Below are 17,799 nucleotides of genomic sequence, written 5' to 3'. Positions count from 1 at the left end.
CCCCCGGTCGTCAAACCCGGCCATCGGGGATCCCTTCGTTCTGCTCGAAGCCGTCCGCACCGTCGTCCAGGAGGGGCGAGATGAGCGGCAGCTCGTCGAGCGAGTTGATGCCGAGCTGCTGCAGGAGCAGATCGGACGTGACGTAGTTGATGGCGCCGGTCTCGGAGTCGGTGAACGACTCCTCGATGAGACCGCGCGCGACCAGCGTTCGGACGACGCCGTCGACGTTGACGGCACGGATCGCCGCGATCTGGGATCGCGTGATCGGTTGCTTGTAGGCGACGACCGCCAGGGTCTCGAGCGCGGCCTGCGACAGGCGCGAGGGGCGCTCGGCCTCGACGAACTGCTCGACGACGGCGTCCAGGTCCTGGCGGACGTAGAAACGCCAGCCGCCGCCGACCTCGCGGAGTTCGAACCCGCGTCGGATCGTGTCGTCGACACCGTCGAAGTCCGCGACGAGGCGCTCGATCGCCTGGCGGACGGCGGGCACCGGGGCGTCCACGGCGGCGCCGAGTGCGACGAGCGACTGGGGCTCGTCGGCGATCATCAGGATCGCCTCGAGCTGGCGGTCGAGCGGGATCGCCGGGTGCGACTGCGGGGCGCGGTCGTGCTCGGCGCGCTCGTGGATCGCGTGCTCGATCGCGCGGGCATCGGCCATCTCGTCGGCGCCGCCGGGCTCGGCACTGGACGCGTCGTGTGCGTCATCCGTCATAGTCGGCTCCCAGGTTGGCGAGGCTCTCGTCGGACCAGTCCTCGGCGGTCCATCGGAGCGTGAGTTCCCCGAGCGGCTCGAGTTGTTCGAACGAGATCGATGCGTTCCGGTACAGCTCCAGGATCGCGAGGAAGCGAGCCACCACGATACCCGTCTGGTCGACGCCCGCGACCAGTTCGCGGAACGAGACGCCCTCGCCGTCGCGTGTCCGCAGGATCGAGACGACGATCGCGGCCTGCTCACGGATGCTGATGAGCGGAGCGTGCAGGTGGTCGAGACCGACCGTCGGGATCTCCCGCGGGGCGAACGCCAGCGCCGCCAGCGCGGCGAAGTCCTGCACCGACAGCGTCCACACGAGCTCGGGCGTGCGCGCGCGGAACCGCTCCTCGAGCCGGACGCTGCGGACGTGCCGACGCGACTCCATGCCCCAGCGTTCGCCGAACCAGTCGGCGGCCTGCTTGAACGCCCGGTACTGCAGCAGCCGCGCGAACAGCAGGTCGCGGGCCTCGAGCAGGGCGACGTCCTCGGCGTCGACGAGCTCACCCTGCGGCAGCAGCCCGACGATCTTCAGGTCGAGGAGGGTCGCGGCGACGACCAGGAACTCGCTGGCCTCGTCGAGCTCGTCCGCCGACTCGGCCTGGCGCACGTACTGGATGAACTCCCCCGTGACGGCGCCGAGCGAGACCTCGGTGATGTCGAGCTGGTGCTTCGTGATGAGCGACAGCAGGAGGTCGAACGGGCCGTCGAAGTTGGCGAGTCGGACCCGGAACCCCGGCTCAGGCGACGGCGCCACGCTGGACGAGCTCTCGTGCGAGCTGCCGGTAGGCGTGGGCGGCGGCGTGGTCGGGCGCCGTCTGGGTGATCGGCCGCGCCGAGACCGTGGCGTCGGGGAACTTCACGGTGCGCCCGATGACGGTGTCGAGGACCCGGTCGTCGAAGGTGTCGACGACGCGCTCCATGACCTCGCGCGAGTGCAGGGTGCGGGAGTCGTACATGGTGGGCAGGATGCCGTCGAGCGTCAGTGCCGGGTTGAGACGGTCGCGCACCTTGTCGATCGTCTCGATGAGCAGGGCGACACCGCGCAGGGCGAAGAACTCGCACTCGAGCGGGATGAGCACGCCGTGCGCCGCGGTCAGGGCGTTGACGGTGAGCAGGCCGAGCGACGGCTGGCAGTCGACCAGGATCACGTCGTAGTCGTTCGCGACCTTGCGCAGCACGCTCGCAAGGATCTGCTCGCGGGCGACCTCGTTGACCAGGTGCACCTCGGCCGCGGAGAGGTCGATGTTCGCGGGGATCACGTCGAGCCCCGGGGTGTTCGTCGGCTGGATGACCTGGATCGGGTCCTTCACGGCGCCCATGAGCAGGTCGTAGACGGTGTGGATGTCGTGTGTGCGGACACCGAGACCCGCCGAGAGCGCACCCTGCGGGTCGAAGTCGACGGCCAGCACCTTGCGGCCGTACTCCGCCAGCGCCGCACCGAGGTTGATCGCCGTCGTGGTCTTGCCGACGCCGCCCTTCTGGTTGCAGAGGGCGATGATGCGCGCGGGGCCGGTGCTGTCGAGTTCCTCGGGCACGGGGAACTCCCGGACAGGACGACCCGTCGGACCGATGGAGGTCGCGCCGGTGGGGTTGGTCGTCGGGTTCGTGCTCACCCGGCCATCGTACCGGCGACGCCGCCCGGGCCGAGGCCGCACCGCCGCGCGCGGTTCAGGCTGCGCGGAGGGCCACGCGCATGCTGTCGACGCGTTCGGCGATGACCGGGTCCGTCGACCACCGCTGCTGCAGCCGGCCGACGAGGTCGCCGACCTGCTCGCGGTCGAGCCCGGGGTGCAGCGCCAGCCCGACCGTCAGCTCCGGTCCGGCGAAGCGTCCGACCGGGTCCCCGGGGGTGAGTTCGACGCGGGCGACGCTGCGCTCCCCCACGACCGAGTCCGCGAACGCCTGGGCGACCTCGGGGTCCTCGAAGCACGGTGTCCACGGCAGGTCCTGGCCGAGCGCCCAGACCGCGGGACGGCGCAGCACGAACTCGGTGGCGGACTGCGGGTCGAGCACGACGAGCTGGGTCTCCTCGCTCGCCGCGGCCATCGCCACCCGGCGGGATTCGACGGGTACGGGCCGGGCATCGGCGTCCCACACGTGCATCGCGTCGACCGAGGTGAAGGCGGGCATCACGCTCCGCCCGTCCGGCCCCGCGACCGTCACGATGGAGAGTTCCTGGGTCTTGTCCACGACCTTGCCGGCGTCGGTCTCGCCGAGGTCACCGGCCTCGGCGATGAGCGGGATGAGCAGGCGGGCGGTGCGCAGCGCCTCGATGACCGCCGCCTGCGAGGCACCGGCGGCCAGGCCCGTGATCGCTGCGGTCACCGCAGGGTCGGCCAGCCCGTCGTCGTCGGCGAAGGCGGTGTCGTGGTGGTCGAACGTGCGGCCCTCCCACGCGAAGCCGGCCGAGTCCGCCGCGCCACCCGGGGTGTGCGCGTCGTCGACGCCGTGCGCGCCGTCCGACCCGGCGCCGGGCTCGACGTCCGGCCCGGTTCCGCGCCCGTTGGAGATCCCCGCCACGCCGCTACTCCGAGGCGATGTCGAGCGCGGCCGGCAGCGTGAACGCCCCGGAGTACAGCGCCTTGCCGATGATCGCGCCCTCGAGCCCGAACGGCACGAGCTCGCGGAGTGCCCGGAGGTCGTCGAGTGTCGAGATCCCACCCGAGGCGACCACGGGCTGGTCGGTCCGGTCGCACACCTGACGCAGCAGCTCGACGTTCGGGCCCTGCAGCGTGCCGTCCTTCGTCACGTCGGTGACGACGTAGCGTGCGCACCCCGCGGCCTCGAGGCGGTCCAGGACCTCCCACAGGTCGCCGGCGTCCTCGGTCCAGCCGCGGCTGGCGAGGGTCGTGCCCCGGACGTCGAGCCCGACGGCGATCTGCTCGCCGTACTCGCCGATCACCCGCGCGGCCCAGCCCGGGTTCTCGAGGGCCGCCGTGCCGAGGTTGACGCGCGCGGCACCGGTCGCGAGGGCCGCCTCGAGCGAGGCGTCGTCGCGGATGCCGCCCGACAGCTCGACGGACACGCCCTCGACCTCGCGGATCGCGTGCGCGATGACCTTGCGGTTGTCGCCCCGCCCGAAGGCCGCGTCGAGGTCCACCAGGTGGATCCACTCCGCGCCCTGGTCGCGCCAGGTGCGTGCGGCGGCGACGGGGTCGCCGTAGCCGGTCTCGCTGCCCGCCTCGCCCTGGGTCAGCCGGACCGCCTGGCCGTCGACGACGTCGACGGCCGGCAGCAGGACGAGGGGCGAGGTGTCGGTGAGGTCGGTCATGGTCCTGTCGGTTTCGTCGCGGTGGAGGAGGTGCGGTGTTCGGACTGGAGGCCCGTGGCGCGTCCGGCGGCGCCGTCGCGCCCGTCGCGGGCCGGGTTCAGAGCGAGCGCACCCAGTTGGTCAGCAGGCGGATGCCCGGCTCGCCGGACTTCTCGGGGTGGAACTGGGTCGCCGTGAGCGGCCCGTTCTCGACCGCGGCGATGAACCGCTGCCCGTGCTCGGCCCAGGTCAGGCCGGGAGCACGGAACGGCCCGTAGGCGTCGAGCGGGAAGTCGGTCACCCCGTACGAGTGCACGAAGTAGAACCGCTCGTCGTGCAGCCCGTCGAACAGCACGGAGTCCTCCGGCGCCTGGACGGTGTTCCAGCCCATGTGCGGCAGGACCTCGGCCTCGAGCTGCTCGACGGTGCCGGGCCACTGCCCGAGCCCCTCGACGTCGGCACCACGCTCGATGCCCCGCGAGAACAGCACCTGCATGCCGACGCAGATGCCGAGGACGGGACGGCCGCCGGCCAGACGGTGGTCGACGATCTCGCCGCCCTGGACGCCTTCGAGCTGGTCGATGACCGCGGCGAACGCCCCGACCCCGGGCACGAGCAGGCCGTCGGCTCGGAGTGCCGCCTGCTTGTCCGAGGTCAACGTGACGTCGGCACCGGCCCGCTCGAGCGCCTTCGCCGCGGAGTGGACGTTCCCCGACCCGTAGTCGAGGACGACGACGTTCGGCTTCGCGGTCACAGTGCGCCCTTCGTGGAGGGGATGCCGTCGACGCGCGAGTCGAGCTCGACCGCCTTCCGCATCGCACGCGCGAACGCCTTGAACTCGGCTTCGGCGATGTGGTGCGGGTCACGACCCCCGAGCACGCGGACGTGCACGGTGATGCCGGCGTTGAACGTGATCGCCTCGAACACGTGGCGGATCATCGACCCGGTGAAGTGCCCGCCGATGCGGTGGAACACGAACCCGGCCGGCTCGCCGGAGTGCACGAGGAAGGGACGCCCGGAGACGTCTACGACCGCCTGGGCGAGGGCTTCGTCGAGGGGCACCAGGGCGTCGCCGTACCGGCCGATGCCCGAGCGGTCGCCGAGGGCCTGCTTGAGGGCCTGGCCGAGCACGATGCCGGTGTCCTCGACCGTGTGGTGCACGTCGATGTCGGTGTCACCCGTCGAACGGATGCGGAGGTCGATGAGCGAGTGCTTGCTGAACGCCGTCAGCATGTGGTCGAAGAACGGCACGCTCGTCGAGATGTCGGACGAGCCGGTGCCGTCGAGGTCGAGCTCGAGTTCGACGCTCGATTCGCTCGTACTGCGGCTGATCGAGGCGGTGCGGGCGGTCATGCCCCAACCCTAACCGGCGGCTGCTCGGCGGCGACCTGGCGCATGGCGTCGAGGAACGCGGCGGTCTCCTCTTCCGTTCCGGCGCTCACTCGCAGGTGGTGCGGGATGCCGAGGTCGCGCACGATGACGTCCCGCTCGAGCAGGGACTCGAACGCGGCGTGCGGGTCGGCGACCCCACCGAACAGGACGAAGTTCGACCACGTCTCGTACGTCCGGTAACCCATGGCCTGCAGCTCCGTCACCATCCGGTCGCGCTGCTGCTTGATGTCGTCGACCATCGCGAGCATCTCGGGCGCGTGGCGCAGCGCCGCGACGGCCGCAGCCTGCGTCAGGACGGAGAGGTGGTACGGCAGCCGGACGAGCCGGAGGGCGTCGATCACGGCGGGGTGCGCGGCCATGTACCCGACACGGGCGCCGGCGAAGGCGAACGCCTTGCTCATGGTGCGTGAGACCACGAGACGCTCACGACCGGGCAGCAGCGTGAGCGCGCTCGGGACGTCGGACGGCATGAACTCGGCGTAGGCCTCGTCCACCATCACGATGCCGTCGGTCGCGGCGTACGCGGCCTCGATCGTCTCGATCGGCAGCGGCGTGCCCGTGGGGTTGTTCGGCCCGCACAGGAACACGATGTCCGGCCGGTGCTGCTCGATCGCCGCCACCACGGTCTCCGGCGAGATGCGGTACTCGTCGTCGCGCTCCGCCGGGATCCAGGTCGTGCCGGTGCCGGACGCCAGGATGGAGTGCATCGAGTAGGTGGGCGGGAACCCGAGGACCGTTCGGCCCGGGCCGCCGAACGCCTGCAGCAGCTGCTGGAGGACCTCGTTCGACCCGTTCGCTGCCCACAACTGTTCTGCCGACAGGCCGTGCCCGAGGTAGCGAGCCAGTGACTCGCGGAGCTCGGTGAACTCGCGGTCGGGGTAGCGGTTGACCGTTGCCAGCGCCTGTCGGATCGAGGCGACGATGTCGTCAGCCACGTCGTCCGGCACCGGATGCGTGTTCTCGTTGACGTTCAGCTGGACGCGGACGTGCTTCTGCGGAGCGCCGTACGGGCTCTGACCGCGGAGGTCGTCTCGGATCGGGAGGTCTTCGAGCGTGAATGCCACCGATCCATCGTAGGCCGCTGAGCGCGACCCGTGACCAGCCGTCTGGACGGGACTGCCCACCATGACTGGCGGCGATTACTGGCCGGAGGTGTACTTCGTCGGGATGGCGATCTGCTCGCCTGCCTGCAGCCCCGAGCCGTCGAGGGCGTTGAGGCTGATGACGTCCTGCACGAAGTCGCGCGGGTCGGCGTTCGGCGCGGTGTCCTCGGCCAGCTGCCAGAGCGTCTCGCCCGGCTGGATGGTGACGGTGTCGAAGTGCGTCCGGGCTCCACCGGCGGCGGCATCACCGGCGGACGCCTGCCCGCCGTTCAGGACGAAGAAGGCGACGACGATGAGGAGCGGGAGTGCTGCGAGCGTCGTGAAGACGATGCGCCCGCGGCGCGTCAGGCGCAGGCGGACGCGTGCGGCGGGGGCCGCGGTGCGCTGGATGTCAGCGATGGCGATGGTGCTCATGTCGTTCTTGCCTTCCCGTTCGGGTGAACCGAAGTCGTGTACCGAACATAGTTTCGAATCGTACGTCGCACAAGTCCTGGGAGCGGATTTCTGCGGGGTTTTCTTGCGACACGCTCGAACAGGTGTTTGTCCGGGGTTGACCGGTCGGATACTGTTTCGATCGACTGGGACAAGTCAAGCGGGGACCACCGACATTCCCGCCACGGCCGCTCAGCACCGACGAAAGCGAGACGACGTGGTGGACGAACTGCGGGGCCAGAAGCCGCTGACCGCGAAGCAGCAGACGATCCTCGACGCCATCCGCGGATCCATCGCCTCGCGTGGGTACCCGCCGAGCATGCGCGAGATCGGTGACGCGGCCGGGTTGTCCTCGTTGTCGAGCGTGTCCCACCAGCTCGGCCAGCTCGAGCTCGGCGGTTGGATCCGCCGTGACCCGAACCGCCCTCGCGCGCTCGAGGTCCTGGTCGACGAGCCGACGCCCGACGTCACCGGACCCGACGTCGACGCCACCACGCTCGTCCCCCTGGTCGGCCGGATCGCCGCCGGTGTGCCGATCACCGCCGAGCAGCACGTCGACGAGATCGTCCCGCTCCCCCGTCAGCTCGTCGGTTCGGGCGACCTCTTCATGCTCAAGGTCGTCGGCGAGTCGATGATCGACGCCGCGATCTGCGACGGCGACTGGGTGGTCGTCCGCTCGCAGCAGACCGCCGAGAACGGGGACATCGTCGCCGCGATGCTCGACGAAGAGGCGACCGTCAAGGTCTTCCGCCAGCGCGACGGCCACACGTGGCTGCTCCCCCGCAACACCGCGTTCGAGCCGATCCTCGGCGACGCGGCGTCGGTGCTCGGCAAGGTCGTCGCGGTCCTCCGCTCCCTCTGACCCGCGCCGGGCGCCGGCCGCACTGACCCGCGCTGGGTCGAGACCCGCGCACAACCAAGATCGGCTCGAACCACGAGATCTCGTGGTTCGAGCCGATTTGCGTTGTGCGGCGCTGAACGGAACCGCGGCCGGACCGGACCCGCGCGGCGGACGCGGGGCGGGCCTCCCGGCCGTCAGTCCCGGCCGGCCGTCAGGACGTGACGGGGGCGACCACGTACGGGTCGAGTTCCGCGACCTGGCGCTGGAAGACGCGCACGCGCAGGCGCGTGCCGTCCTCGACGTAGTCGACGGACTCCACCGCACCGGTGTCGTGCAGCGTCGAAACGAGGTCGCCGCGGTCGTACGGCACGACGACCGTGAGCTCGACGTCGGGCTCCGGCAGGCGGTCCTCGATGACGCGGAGCAGCTCGTCGATGCCCTCGCCCGTGCGCGCCGACACGAAGACCGCGTCCGACGCCAGGCCGATGAGCACCAGACGCTGGGCATCGTCGATCAGGTCGGCCTTGTTGAACACGACGATCTCGGGGATGTCGTGCGCACCGACGTCGCCGATGACCTCGCGCACGGTGGCGAGCTGCGCCGCGGGGTCGGGGTGCGAGCCGTCGACCACGTGCACGATGACGTCCGCCTCGCCGACCTCCTCGAGGGTGGAGCGGAACGCCTCGACCAGCTGGTGCGGCAGGTTCCGGACGAAGCCCACCGTGTCCACGAAGGTGAACTCACGGCCCTTGGTGCTCTCGGTCCGGCGGACCGTGGCGTCGAGCGTCGCGAACAGCTGGTTCTGCACCAGCACACCGGCGCTCGTCAGGCGGTTCAGCAACGAGGACTTCCCCGCGTTGGTGTAGCCGGCGATCGCGACGCTCGGCACCTCGTTGCGGTGTCGGTCGGCGCGCTTCGCCTCGCGCGCGGGCCGGAACCCGGCGATCTGGCGGCGGAGCTTCGACATGCGGGTGTGGATGCGACGGCGGTCGAGCTCGATCTTCGTCTCACCGGAGCCACGGGACCCCATGCCGGCACCGCCGGAGACCTGGCCACCGGCCTGGCGGGACATCGAGTCGCCCCAGCCGCGCAGTCGTGGCAGCAGGTACTGGAGCTGCGCGAGCTCGACCTGGGCCTTGCCCTCCCGGGTCTTCGCGTGCTGGCTGAAGATGTCGAGGATCACGGCCGTGCGGTCGATGACCTTGACCTTCACGACGTCCTCGAGCGCACGGCGCTGCGACGGGGCGAGCTCGGTGTCCGCGATCACCGTGTCGGCGCCGGTGGCCTTGACGACCATCGCGAGCTCTTCGGCCTTGCCCTTGCCGAGGTAGGTGGCGGGGTCGGGGTTCGGCCGGCGCTGCAGGAGTCCGTCGAGGACGACAGCGCCCGCGGTCTCGGCCAGGGCGGAGAGCTCGCGCAGCGAGTTCTCCGCCTCTTGCGCGTCACCGTGCGGGTACACGCCGATCAGGACGACCTGTTCGAGCCGCAGCTGGCGGTACTCGACCTCGGTGACGTCCTCGAGCTCGGTGGAGAGGCCGGCGACGCGGCGCAGGGCCGCTCGGTCCTCGCGGTCGTACTGGTCGCCGTCGCCGTCCCAACTCGGGTCGTCGACCGAGCGGGTCTGGATCGCCTGGGCGGGGGCGAAGATGGACGATGCTGCGCGGCGGTCGGCGTTGCGCAACACCCGTTCGACGACACCGTCTGCGCTGTCGTCGTTGGTCTGGTCGTTCTGCTGATGGGTATCCGTCATCCTGTCCACAGGGTACCTCCGGCGGCCCTCGGACGCACCGGGTTCCCGCTACGGTTCATCCATGGCGAACGACCACTACTTCTCCGCGAACCCGTCATCGGACACCCGCGAACGCCAGATCGACGTCACCCTCGCCGGCCGGCCGCTCACGCTGACCACCGCGGCAGGGGTCTTCAGCCCGGACGGCCTCGACCGCGGCACACGCGTGCTGCTCGGTGCCGTCCCGCCGCCCGCGCACGACGGCGCGCTGCTCGACATCGGCTGCGGCTGGGGGCCGATCGCGATCACGATGGCGCTGCACTCCCCCGACGCCCAGGTGTGGGGCGTCGACGTCAACGAGCGCGTGCTCGGACTGGCGCGCGCGAACGCCGAGGCAGCCGGAACCACCAACGTCACGATCGCCCTGCCCGACGACGTGCCGGCCGACCTGCGGTTCCGGACGATCTGGTCGAACCCGCCCATCCGCGTCGGCAAGGACGAGCTGCACGAGATCCTGCTGACCTGGCTGCCCCGGCTCCAGGTCGAGGGCGACGCCTGGTTGGTCGTGTCGAAGGACCTCGGGGGCGACTCGTTGCAGAAGTGGCTCGTCGGCGCGCTCGGCACCGGGTTCCACGTCGCGCGGGCGTCCACGGACAAGGGGTTCCGCGTCATCCGCGTGCGCCGGACGGCGTAGGGACGGTACCGAGCGCCGGCGTCAGACCGTCAGGTCCCCGGAGAACACGAGCTCGGCCGGCCCGGACAACGAGACGTGCTCGCCGTCCTCCGCCGCGAACATCCGAACCGTCACGACCCCACCCGGCACCCGGACGCGCCAGGTGTCCGGCGCGCCGGAGCCCACCCAGTACCGCGTCGCCAGGGCCGCAGCCACCGCACCGGTGCCGCACGACAGCGTCTCGCCGCTGCCCCGCTCGTGCACCCGCATCGTGATCTCGCCGACGCCGTCGTTGATGAGTGGGTCGCCGGGCAGCACGAACTCGACGTTGGCGCCGTGTTCGGGCGCCGGATCGAGCACCGGCAGGAAGGTCAGGTCGAGGTCGGCGAGTTCGTCCTCGGTCGCGACGGCCACGACGACGTGCGGGTTGCCCACGTCGATGCCGATGCCCGGACGGGCACCGTCGAGGTTCTTGGCGCGCACCATGACGTCGTCCGAGCCGCCGTCCTCGATGCCGAGTCCCCACCGGCCGAGGTCGGCAGCGAAGCCGTTCGTGGTGCGCTGGATGTCGACGAGGCCCTTGCGGCTGCCGACGGTCAGCGTCTCACCGGGCGCCAGCTCGACCAGGCCGGACTCGGTCAGGTAGCGCGCGAACACCCGGATCCCGTTGCCGCACATCTCGGCGACCGTGCCGTCGGCGTTGTGGTAGTCCATGAACCAGGTCGCGGCGGGTTCGACGGCCACCAGCGCGCGCCCCTCGGGGATCGCCTCGGACCGCACCGCACGGATCACGCCGTCGCCGCCCACGCCGAAGCGTCGGTCCGCGATCGCGCGGATCCGCTCAGGGGTCAGGTCGACGGTGGCGTCGGGGTCGGCGAACAGGACGAAGTCGTTACCGGTCCCCTGGCCCTTGGTGAAGTGCAGCTCGGTCACGGGACGATCCTACGGGCCAGTTCCGACAGGTCCCCGCGGTCCGCTCCGGTGACGTCGAGGGTCTCGGCGTCGGCGTAGCGGCGGAACCAGGACACCTGCCGCCGCGCGTACTTGCGCGTCGCGATGCCGGTCGCCTCGACCGCGGCCTCGACCGTGGAGCTCCCCCGCAGCACGTCGAGCGCCTGCGAGTACCCGATCGCGGCCCGCGCGGTCCTGCCCTGCTCGATGCCCTGCTCGCGCAGCGCTGCGACCTCGTCGACGAGCCCGGCGGCGAACATGCCCGCCGCGCGCGCGTGCAGCGCCGCGACGAGTTGCTCGCGGAACCGTCGCAGGTGCAGGATCCGGGACGGTCGCCACGCGCGGGGCGCGGACGGGAGGCTCGGGGTCACGACCTCGGATCGGCTCGCGATCTCGAGTGCGCGGATCAACCGCCGTGGGTTGCGTGCGTCGATCGCCGCTGCGGCTGCCGGGTCCATGCCGCGCAGCCGTTCGAGCAGGATGCCCGGACCGAGCTCGTCGTGCTCGCGTTCGAGCCGCGCACGGAGCTCGGGGTCGGTGCCGGGGAACGCCAGGTCGAACAGCACCGACGACACGTAGAGCCCGCTGCCGCCGACGAGCACGGCGACGCCACCGTCGGCCCGGATCCGGTCGACCTCGGCTCGGGCAGCGACCTGGTAGGCGGCGACGCTCGCCTCGTCGGTGACGTCGAGGACGTCGAGTTGGTGGTGCGGGATGCCGTGCCGTTCGTCGAGCGACAGCTTCGCGGTGCCGATGTCCATGCCGCGGTACAGCTGCATGGCGTCGGCGTTGACGATCTCGGCGTTCCGGCCGGCGGCGCGGAGGCGTTCGGCGATGGCGATGCCGAGGTCGGACTTGCCCGTCCCCGTCGCACCGACGACAGCGATCAGGTCGGCATCGGTCGCGTCGCGGGGGTGCCCGTGGTCCGGGATCGGGTCGCGCCCGAGGTCGTCCGGTCCGACGAGGGCTTCAGCGCCCGACACGGAGCGTGGGCAGCCCGAGCGACACCGGGCGCGGACCGTCACCGGGCACCGCCGGCGTGGGCACACCGCAGCTCTCGGCCTCGGCACGGTCCCAGGCGTCGCCCGCCCGGGTGCGTCGGACGCGCAGCGGAGCATCGTCGTCGGCGATGAGGAAGTGCGGAGCAGCCCGGGTGATCTGGACGGTGACGACGTCACCGGGGCGCGGGACCGCGGAACCCTCCGGCACGGCGAAGTGCACGAGCCGCGAGTCCTCGGCGCGTCCGGACAACCGGCGGGTGGCGTCGTCCTTCCGCCCTTCACCCGTCGCGACCAGCACCTCGACGCTCCGGCCGACCTGCGCCGCGTTCTCCTCGGCGGTGATGCGTTCCTGCAGGGCGACGAGCCGCTCGTACCGCTCCTGCACGACCTGCTTCGGCAGTTGGTCGTCCATCGTCGCCGCGGGGGTTCCGGGGCGGATCGAGTACTGGAACGTGAAGGCGCTGGCGAACCGTGCCTGCTCCACGACGCGGAGCGTGTCCGCGAAGTCCGCTTCGGTCTCGCCGGGGAACCCGACGATGATGTCGGTGGAGATGGCAGCGTTCGGGATCTTCGCGCGCACCCGATCGAGGATGCCGAGGAACCGCTCGCTCCGGTAGCTGCGGCGCATCGCCTTGAGCACGCGATCCGAGCCGGACTGCAACGGCATGTGCAGCTGCGGCATCACGTTCGGGGTCTCGGCCATGGCGTCGATGACGTCGTCGGTGAAGGCCGCCGGGTGCGGGCTCGTGAAGCGGATGCGTTCGAGGCCGTCGATGGTGCCGGCCGCGCGCAGCAGCTTGCCGAAGGCCTGGCGATCGCCGAACTCGACTCCGTACGAGTTCACGTTCTGTCCGAGCAGTGTGACCTCGATCGCACCGTCGTCCACGAGCGCCTGGATCTCGGCGAGGACGTCGCCGGGGCGGCGGTCCTTCTCCTTGCCGCGGAGCGACGGGACGATGCAGAACGTGCAGGTGTTGTTGCAGCCGACCGAGATCGACACCCACCCGCTGTGGGTCGAGTCACGCTTGGTGGGCAGCGTCGACGGGAACACGTCGAGCGCCTCGAGGATCTCGATCTGTGCTTCGTCGTTGTGCCGTGCACGCTCGAGCAGGGTCGGCAGTGACGCCATGTTGTGCGTCCCGAAGACGACGTCGACCCACGGCGCCTTCTCGAGGATGACGTTCTTGTCCTTCTGCGCCAGGCACCCACCGACGGCGATCTGCATGCCGGGGTGGTCGCGCTTGATGCCGGCGAGCTGCCCGAGGTTGCCGTACAGGCGGTTGTCGGCGTTCTCGCGCACCGCACAGGTGTTGATCACGACGACGTCGGCCTGCTCGCCGTCCGCCGCCGTGTAGCCCGCCGCCTGCAGCGACCCGCTCAGTCGCTCGGAGTCGTGGACGTTCATCTGGCACCCGTAGGTGCGGACTTCGTAGGTGCGCTGGCGCGCTGCGACGGTGGCCATGGTCGTCCCAGTGTAGGTCGGGGCGACTACTCGAAGCGCACGGTCCCGCGGCCCGTCGGAGGCCGACGTCCGCCGCCGTCGAGGGCGCGCTGGACGGCGATCCGCACCACGCCCGAGCCGTAGCCCTTGCGCATCAGGAAGCCGGACAACCGACGCTCGGCGGTCGCTCGGTCGAGCCCGCGCATCTGCGGCGCGCGCTTGTCGGCGAGCTCCTGGGCGCGGATGAACTCGTCGTCCTCGTCGTCGGCGGCTTCGTCGAGCGCGGTGTCGATCGCGATCTGGTCGATGCCGCGTCGCCGGAGCTCGGTCACGACGCCCTGCCGCCCGAGACCCTTGCGGGCGTGCAGGCGGTCCACCAGGTCGGTGGCGAGGGCGACGTCGTCGAGCAGCCCGACGCGGGTCAGGCGTTCGATCTCGTGCTCGACCACGTCGGGGTCGAGGTCCTGTTGCGTGAGGAGCGTCCGCATCTCGGACTCGCTCACGCCCTTGCGACCGAGCGCGCGCATGCTGAGCCGCTCGGCGTCGGCGCGCTGTTCGTCGAGCGGACGAGGAGCATCCGCGGGGTCGAGTTCCTCGCCACCGGCGATCGAGAAGACCGATGCCGTGGTGGCGTCCGCGCCGTCGTCGGCGTAGCCGTCCTGCTCGGCCCGAGCGCTCCGGCCGGACCCGTCACCGATGACCGGCGAGACCCAGTCCGCCTGCGCACGCGGCCCGCGGATCGGCAGTGGGACGGGGGTGTCCGCGTCGTCCTCGAGCACGGGATCCGGGACGTCGGACAGCGGCCGGTGGGGCGCGGGAGGAGGGGTGGGCTCCGCAGGTGCCGGGGCCCGACGACGGGACCTCGCACCGAACAGGTCGGTGACCGGTGCGAGGCCGTCGTCGTCGTGGTCGGTGCTCACGCGCCCTTGCGCTCCGCGAGCTTCGGCGCGATCGACTCGACCGGGGCGTCCTCGGCCTTGGCACCGCCGACGCCGAGCTTGGCGAGGATCTTGCCCTCGATCTCAGCAGCCGTGTCCGGGTTCTGGATCAGGAAGGAACGCGAGTTCTCCTTGCCCTGCCCGAGCTGGTCACCGTCGTAGGTGTACCAGGCACCCGACTTCTTGACGATGCCGTGGTCGACACCGAAGTCGAGCAGCGAGCCTTCGCGCGAGATGCCGACGCCGTACAGGATGTCGAACTCGGCCTGCTTGAAGGGCGGCGCCATCTTGTTCTTGACGACCTTGACGCGCGTGCGGTTGCCGACGGCATCGGTCCCGCTCTTCAGCGTCTCGATGCGACGGATGTCGAGGCGGACGGACGCGTAGAACTTCAGCGCCTTACCGCCCGAGGTGGTCTCCGGGGAGCCGAAGAACACACCGATCTTCTCGCGCAGCTGGTTGATGAAGATCATCGTCGTCTGCGTCTGGTTCAGCCCACCGGCGAGCTTGCGCAGGGCCTGGGACATGAGGCGGGCCTGCAGACCGACGTGGGAGTCGCCCATCTCGCCCTCGATCTCGGCGCGCGGCACGAGTGCGGCGACGGAGTCGATGACGATGAGGTCGATCGAGCCAGAGCGGACGAGCATGTCCGCGATCTCGAGCGCCTGCTCGGCGGTGTCCGGCTGGGACACGAGCAGGGCGTCGATGTCGACACCGAGCTTCTTCGCGTACTCGGGGTCGAGCGCGTGCTCGGCGTCGATGAAGGCTGCGATGCCACCGGCGCGCTGGGCGTTGGCGATGGCGTGGATCGTGAGGGTCGTCTTGCCCGACGACTCCGGACCGTAGATCTCGACGATGCGGCCGCGGGGCAGCCCGCCGATGCCGAGCGCGACGTCGAGCGCCACCGACCCGGTCTGGATGACGTTGACGGGGGCGCGTTCGTCCGAACCGAGGCGCATGATCGCACCCTTGCCGAACTGCCTGTCGATCTGTGCGAGTGCGGTCTCGAGGGCCTTTTCGCGGTCTGCCGGTGATGGCATGGGGTGCTCCTTCGTGCTCGTGTTCGGCCGCCTGTAGGCTGTCGCGTCCACGCCGGCCGGTGGTGCAAGGCCGATGGTTCTGCGACAAGGCTTCGGGCTGTTCCCGATGTCAATCAACCTATGGCTGGCCACCGACATCACTGCCGACGGTCACGCGATCTGTGGATGGAACACCCGGGCGACGCCGCTGTGGAGGAACGTACCACCGATCGAACACCCGTTCGAGCAACACGCCGAACAGAGTTTCGCGCGTCGGAGCCAGCGCGACCGGAGGAGCACACGCCTCAGTTCTGCGGCTCGGCCAGCCCCTTGCCGTGCCGCCGGTCCAGCGGGACGTCCTGCGAATCGCACAGCGCGTCCCACACCCGGCGGGCGTCGATGCCGGCGTCCAACGCGTCCACGGCCGAGCGGCCACCGAGGTCCTCGAGCACGACGTCACGGGTGACCACGGATCCGTAGGCCTCGCCGAACACCTGGTCGACGGCACGCCAGAACTCACTCACCCGCATCCGTCCAGCCTAAACGCCGCCACGCCCCACGGCGCCGCCCGGACGCAGAACGCCCCCGCCGGGAGGTTCCGGCGGGGGCGTTCAGTGCGAGGCGCTCAGCGCACCGCGAGGTCGTTGTCGAACTCTGCGACGAGGTCGTCCGGGAGCGTGTCGGGGACGGGAGTGAGTCCCTCGACGATCGCGAGGCGGTCGCCCACCTCGCGCATGATCGTGGAGATGGGGGTGTCCAGCGCATCCGCGACGGACGCGAGGATCTCCGAGCTGGCCTCTTTCTGACCACGCTCGACCTCACTGAGGTACCCGAGGGCCACACTGGCCTTGGACGCGACCTGACGGAGGGTCCGGCCCTTCTGCAAGCGGAAGTCCCGAAGCACATCGCCGATTTCCTGACGAACGAGAACCATGAGAACTCCTCCTCTCTGTCGTCTCCGCGCCCGCCCGATCCGGAGGATCGAGTTCGGGTTCAGCAACTTGAGCGTTGCCGGTTGAAGCATGCTAACCAGGCTGGCTGCCGTCCTGCTGGAGATTGCGTGAGATGTAACCCAGTGGAAACGGGACCTATTCCCGGCCCCGGACCACGGACGACATCCGTGTCAGGAGTTCGGAGACGGACGCCGTCCGGATTGCACCGCGGTCCCCGTCGAGGTGGAGTTCCCAGGCAGTGGCGCCGTCCGCCGACGCGATCCCGACGAACACGGTGCCGACGGGCTTGCCGTCCTGCGGGTCCGGCCCGGCGACCCCGGTCGTGCTGATCCCCCACGTCGCCGGCTCGCCGTCGACGGACAGCGCGGTCCGGACACCGGCAGCCATCTGCCGCGCGACCTCCGGGTCGACGGCGCCTCTGGCGGCCAGCAACTCGGACGAGACCCCGAGCACGCTGTGCTTGACGGGCGTCGCGTAGGCCACGACTCCCCCGCGCACCACGGCGCTCGCCCCCGGTACGCCGACGAGCGTCGACACCACCGATCCGCCGGTGAGCGACTCCGCCACGGCGACGGTCTCACCGCGACGCGTCAGCTCGGCGACCAGGGACTGCGCGATCGCGTCGACCGTGCCGGCCGGACCGGGAGGCACGGTGCCGGTCGCGTCGTCGTCCTGCGTCACGCGGTGGTCCGGTTGTGCTTCCACGCCTGGTACAGGTAGTCGATGCCGCTCAGCACGGTCGCCAGGAAGGCGGCGGTCATCAGGATGCCGTTGACCCAGTGCGCCCAGTCGCCGACGAGCTCCCACCACGGGAACAGTGCCGCCGTCAGGGCGACGGCCTGCAGCACGGTCTTGATCTTGCCGCCGCGGCTGGCCGGGATCACCCGGTCCGACAGCACCGCGAAGCGGAACACCGTGATGCCGATCTCGCGCACCATGATCAGGACGGTCACGTACCAGGGCAGCTCCCAGAGGATCGATAGGGCGACGAGCGCGCCGCCGATCAGGACCTTGTCGGCGATGGGGTCGACGAGCTTGCCGAAGTCGGTGACCAGGTTCTGCCGGCGGGCGATGATGCCGTCGGCACTGTCGGTGACGATCGCGACGACGAACACGACCGCGGCCCAGATGCGCAGTGGGCCGTCGTCACCGGCGTCGGCGAGGAGCAGCACGAAGAACAGCGGCGCCATGAGGATGCGCACCACGGTGATGATGTTCGCGACGTTCGCCGTCGATGCGGGGCCGGGGCCCTTGCGGAGCAGTCGCCCGCGCCAGGGGAACTTCGCGCCGTGTGTCGTGTCCGTGCCGTCCGAGGCGGTCATCGC

General features: G+C 70.8%; 21 protein-coding genes. 2 read left to right on the top strand and 19 right to left on the bottom strand.

Annotated elements, in window-relative coordinates:
• Positions 1-10: 10 nt before the first annotated feature.
• From scpB to KZI27_RS07725, 9 genes are all read right to left on the bottom strand, one after another.
• Positions 11-712 (bottom strand): SMC-Scp complex subunit ScpB, encoded by a 702-nt coding sequence (gene scpB, locus KZI27_RS07765; protein WP_261784175.1) that lies wholly within the window; start codon positions 710-712, stop codon positions 11-13.
• Positions 702-1,505: a segregation and condensation protein A gene (locus KZI27_RS07760; protein ID WP_222660364.1), complete on the bottom strand. Its 804-nt coding sequence runs from the start codon at positions 1,503-1,505 to the stop codon at positions 702-704. The genes scpB and KZI27_RS07760 overlap by 11 nt, the downstream gene beginning before the upstream one ends.
• Positions 1,489-2,364 carry a ParA family protein gene (locus KZI27_RS07755; RefSeq protein ID WP_111084609.1) on the bottom strand — a complete coding sequence of 292 codons (876 nt, stop codon included), beginning with the start codon at positions 2,362-2,364 and terminating at the stop codon, positions 1,489-1,491. Before KZI27_RS07755 ends, KZI27_RS07760 begins: the two co-directional genes overlap by 17 nt.
• A 55-nt stretch (positions 2,365-2,419) precedes the next feature.
• Positions 2,420-3,271, bottom strand: coding sequence for an SseB family protein (locus KZI27_RS07750; protein WP_222660363.1), 852 nt, complete (start codon positions 3,269-3,271; stop codon positions 2,420-2,422).
• A 4-nt stretch (positions 3,272-3,275) separates the two neighbouring features.
• Positions 3,276-4,022 (bottom strand): bifunctional 1-(5-phosphoribosyl)-5-((5-phosphoribosylamino)methylideneamino)imidazole-4-carboxamide isomerase/phosphoribosylanthranilate isomerase PriA, encoded by a 747-nt coding sequence (gene priA / locus KZI27_RS07745; RefSeq protein ID WP_123313545.1) that lies wholly within the window; start codon positions 4,020-4,022, stop codon positions 3,276-3,278.
• Between the two features lie 97 nt (positions 4,023-4,119).
• Positions 4,120-4,755, bottom strand: a complete 636-nt coding sequence (gene hisH / locus KZI27_RS07740; protein ID WP_123313544.1) for an imidazole glycerol phosphate synthase subunit HisH — start codon at positions 4,753-4,755, stop codon at positions 4,120-4,122.
• Complete coding sequence (gene hisB / locus KZI27_RS07735; RefSeq protein ID WP_222660361.1) at positions 4,752-5,354, bottom strand: imidazoleglycerol-phosphate dehydratase HisB; 603 nt, start codon at positions 5,352-5,354, stop codon at positions 4,752-4,754. The genes hisH and hisB overlap by 4 nt, the downstream gene beginning before the upstream one ends.
• A complete protein-coding gene (locus tag KZI27_RS07730) occupies positions 5,351-6,457 on the bottom strand; it encodes a histidinol-phosphate transaminase (RefSeq protein ID WP_222660359.1) in 1,107 nt (368 codons plus the stop codon). The genes hisB and KZI27_RS07730 overlap by 4 nt, the downstream gene beginning before the upstream one ends.
• Positions 6,458-6,532: 75 nt before the next feature.
• The gene (locus KZI27_RS07725) at positions 6,533-6,910 is read right to left on the bottom strand and encodes a LysM peptidoglycan-binding domain-containing protein (protein WP_123313541.1); all 378 of its coding nucleotides are present in this window, start codon (positions 6,908-6,910) and stop codon (positions 6,533-6,535) included.
• A 235-nt stretch (positions 6,911-7,145) separates the two neighbouring features.
• Between KZI27_RS07725 and lexA the strand changes: the two genes are divergently transcribed.
• The gene (lexA, locus tag KZI27_RS07720; RefSeq protein ID WP_222660357.1) at positions 7,146-7,790 is read left to right on the top strand and encodes a transcriptional repressor LexA; all 645 of its coding nucleotides are present in this window, start codon (positions 7,146-7,148) and stop codon (positions 7,788-7,790) included.
• Positions 7,791-7,980: 190 nt separating this feature from the next.
• Here the strand turns inward: lexA and hflX are convergent, their stop codons facing one another.
• Positions 7,981-9,519 carry a GTPase HflX gene (gene hflX / locus KZI27_RS07715; RefSeq protein ID WP_222660355.1) on the bottom strand — a complete coding sequence of 513 codons (1,539 nt, stop codon included), beginning with the start codon at positions 9,517-9,519 and terminating at the stop codon, positions 7,981-7,983.
• Positions 9,520-9,580: 61 nt separating this feature from the next.
• Between hflX and KZI27_RS07710 the strand changes: the two genes are divergently transcribed.
• Positions 9,581-10,192 (top strand): class I SAM-dependent methyltransferase, encoded by a 612-nt coding sequence (locus KZI27_RS07710; RefSeq protein WP_222660353.1) that lies wholly within the window; start codon positions 9,581-9,583, stop codon positions 10,190-10,192.
• 21 nt (positions 10,193-10,213) lie between these two features.
• Here the strand turns inward: KZI27_RS07710 and dapF are convergent, their stop codons facing one another.
• The 9 genes from dapF to pgsA form a co-directional block, all read right to left on the bottom strand.
• A complete protein-coding gene (gene dapF, locus KZI27_RS07705; protein ID WP_111084599.1) occupies positions 10,214-11,104 on the bottom strand; it encodes a diaminopimelate epimerase in 891 nt (296 codons plus the stop codon).
• Positions 11,101-12,054, bottom strand: coding sequence for a tRNA (adenosine(37)-N6)-dimethylallyltransferase MiaA (miaA, locus tag KZI27_RS07700; protein ID WP_222661262.1), 954 nt, complete (start codon positions 12,052-12,054; stop codon positions 11,101-11,103). Before miaA ends, dapF begins: the two co-directional genes overlap by 4 nt.
• A gap of 37 nt (positions 12,055-12,091) precedes the next feature.
• Positions 12,092-13,585 carry a tRNA (N6-isopentenyl adenosine(37)-C2)-methylthiotransferase MiaB gene (gene miaB, locus KZI27_RS07695; protein WP_222660351.1) on the bottom strand — a complete coding sequence of 498 codons (1,494 nt, stop codon included), beginning with the start codon at positions 13,583-13,585 and terminating at the stop codon, positions 12,092-12,094.
• A 26-nt stretch (positions 13,586-13,611) separates the two neighbouring features.
• Positions 13,612-14,484, bottom strand: coding sequence for a regulatory protein RecX (locus KZI27_RS07690; RefSeq protein ID WP_222660349.1), 873 nt, complete (start codon positions 14,482-14,484; stop codon positions 13,612-13,614).
• Positions 14,481-15,542 (bottom strand): recombinase RecA, encoded by a 1,062-nt coding sequence (gene recA / locus KZI27_RS07685; RefSeq protein WP_123313535.1) that lies wholly within the window; start codon positions 15,540-15,542, stop codon positions 14,481-14,483. Before recA ends, KZI27_RS07690 begins: the two co-directional genes overlap by 4 nt.
• A gap of 284 nt (positions 15,543-15,826) precedes the next feature.
• Positions 15,827-16,051 carry a DUF3046 domain-containing protein gene (locus tag KZI27_RS07680; RefSeq protein WP_123313534.1) on the bottom strand — a complete coding sequence of 75 codons (225 nt, stop codon included), beginning with the start codon at positions 16,049-16,051 and terminating at the stop codon, positions 15,827-15,829.
• 95 nt (positions 16,052-16,146) lie between these two features.
• Positions 16,147-16,455, bottom strand: coding sequence for a helix-turn-helix domain-containing protein (locus KZI27_RS07675; protein WP_027464765.1), 309 nt, complete (start codon positions 16,453-16,455; stop codon positions 16,147-16,149).
• A gap of 154 nt (positions 16,456-16,609) precedes the next feature.
• Positions 16,610-17,125 (bottom strand): CinA family protein, encoded by a 516-nt coding sequence (locus tag KZI27_RS07670; protein ID WP_222661260.1) that lies wholly within the window; start codon positions 17,123-17,125, stop codon positions 16,610-16,612.
• A gap of 26 nt (positions 17,126-17,151) precedes the next feature.
• Complete coding sequence (gene pgsA / locus KZI27_RS07665) at positions 17,152-17,796, bottom strand: CDP-diacylglycerol--glycerol-3-phosphate 3-phosphatidyltransferase (protein WP_222660347.1); 645 nt, start codon at positions 17,794-17,796, stop codon at positions 17,152-17,154.
• Between the last annotated feature and the right edge of the window lie 3 nt (positions 17,797-17,799).

The sequence above is a fragment of the Curtobacterium sp. TC1 genome (assembly GCF_019844075.1).
GTDB lineage: Bacteria > Actinomycetota > Actinomycetes > Actinomycetales > Microbacteriaceae > Curtobacterium.
Note: the sequence above shows the minus strand (reverse complement) of the source record. Positions and strands in the feature narration are given on the sequence as shown.

Bases quoted from the DNA above. Each gene is read 5' to 3' on its own strand.
- pgsA (WP_222660347.1), bottom strand. From the start codon at position 17,796: ATGACCGCCTCGGACGGCACGGACACGACACACGGCGCGAAGTTCCCC.
- KZI27_RS07675 (WP_027464765.1), bottom strand. From the start codon at position 16,455: ATGGTTCTCGTTCGTCAGGAAATCGGCGATGTGCTTCGGGACTTCCGC.
- recA (WP_123313535.1), bottom strand. From the start codon at position 15,542: ATGCCATCACCGGCAGACCGCGAAAAGGCCCTCGAGACCGCACTCGCA.
- KZI27_RS07680 (WP_123313534.1), bottom strand. From the start codon at position 16,051: ATGCGGGTGAGTGAGTTCTGGCGTGCCGTCGACCAGGTGTTCGGCGAG.
- miaB (WP_222660351.1), bottom strand. From the start codon at position 13,585: ATGGCCACCGTCGCAGCGCGCCAGCGCACCTACGAAGTCCGCACCTAC.
- hflX (WP_222660355.1), bottom strand. From the start codon at position 9,519: ATGACGGATACCCATCAGCAGAACGACCAGACCAACGACGACAGCGCA.
- hisB (WP_222660361.1), bottom strand. From the start codon at position 5,354: ATGACCGCCCGCACCGCCTCGATCAGCCGCAGTACGAGCGAATCGAGC.
- KZI27_RS07725 (WP_123313541.1), bottom strand. From the start codon at position 6,910: ATGAGCACCATCGCCATCGCTGACATCCAGCGCACCGCGGCCCCCGCC.
- priA (WP_123313545.1), bottom strand. From the start codon at position 4,022: ATGACCGACCTCACCGACACCTCGCCCCTCGTCCTGCTGCCGGCCGTC.
- KZI27_RS07710 (WP_222660353.1), top strand. From the start codon at position 9,581: ATGGCGAACGACCACTACTTCTCCGCGAACCCGTCATCGGACACCCGC.
- scpB (WP_261784175.1), bottom strand. From the start codon at position 712: ATGACGGATGACGCACACGACGCGTCCAGTGCCGAGCCCGGCGGCGCC.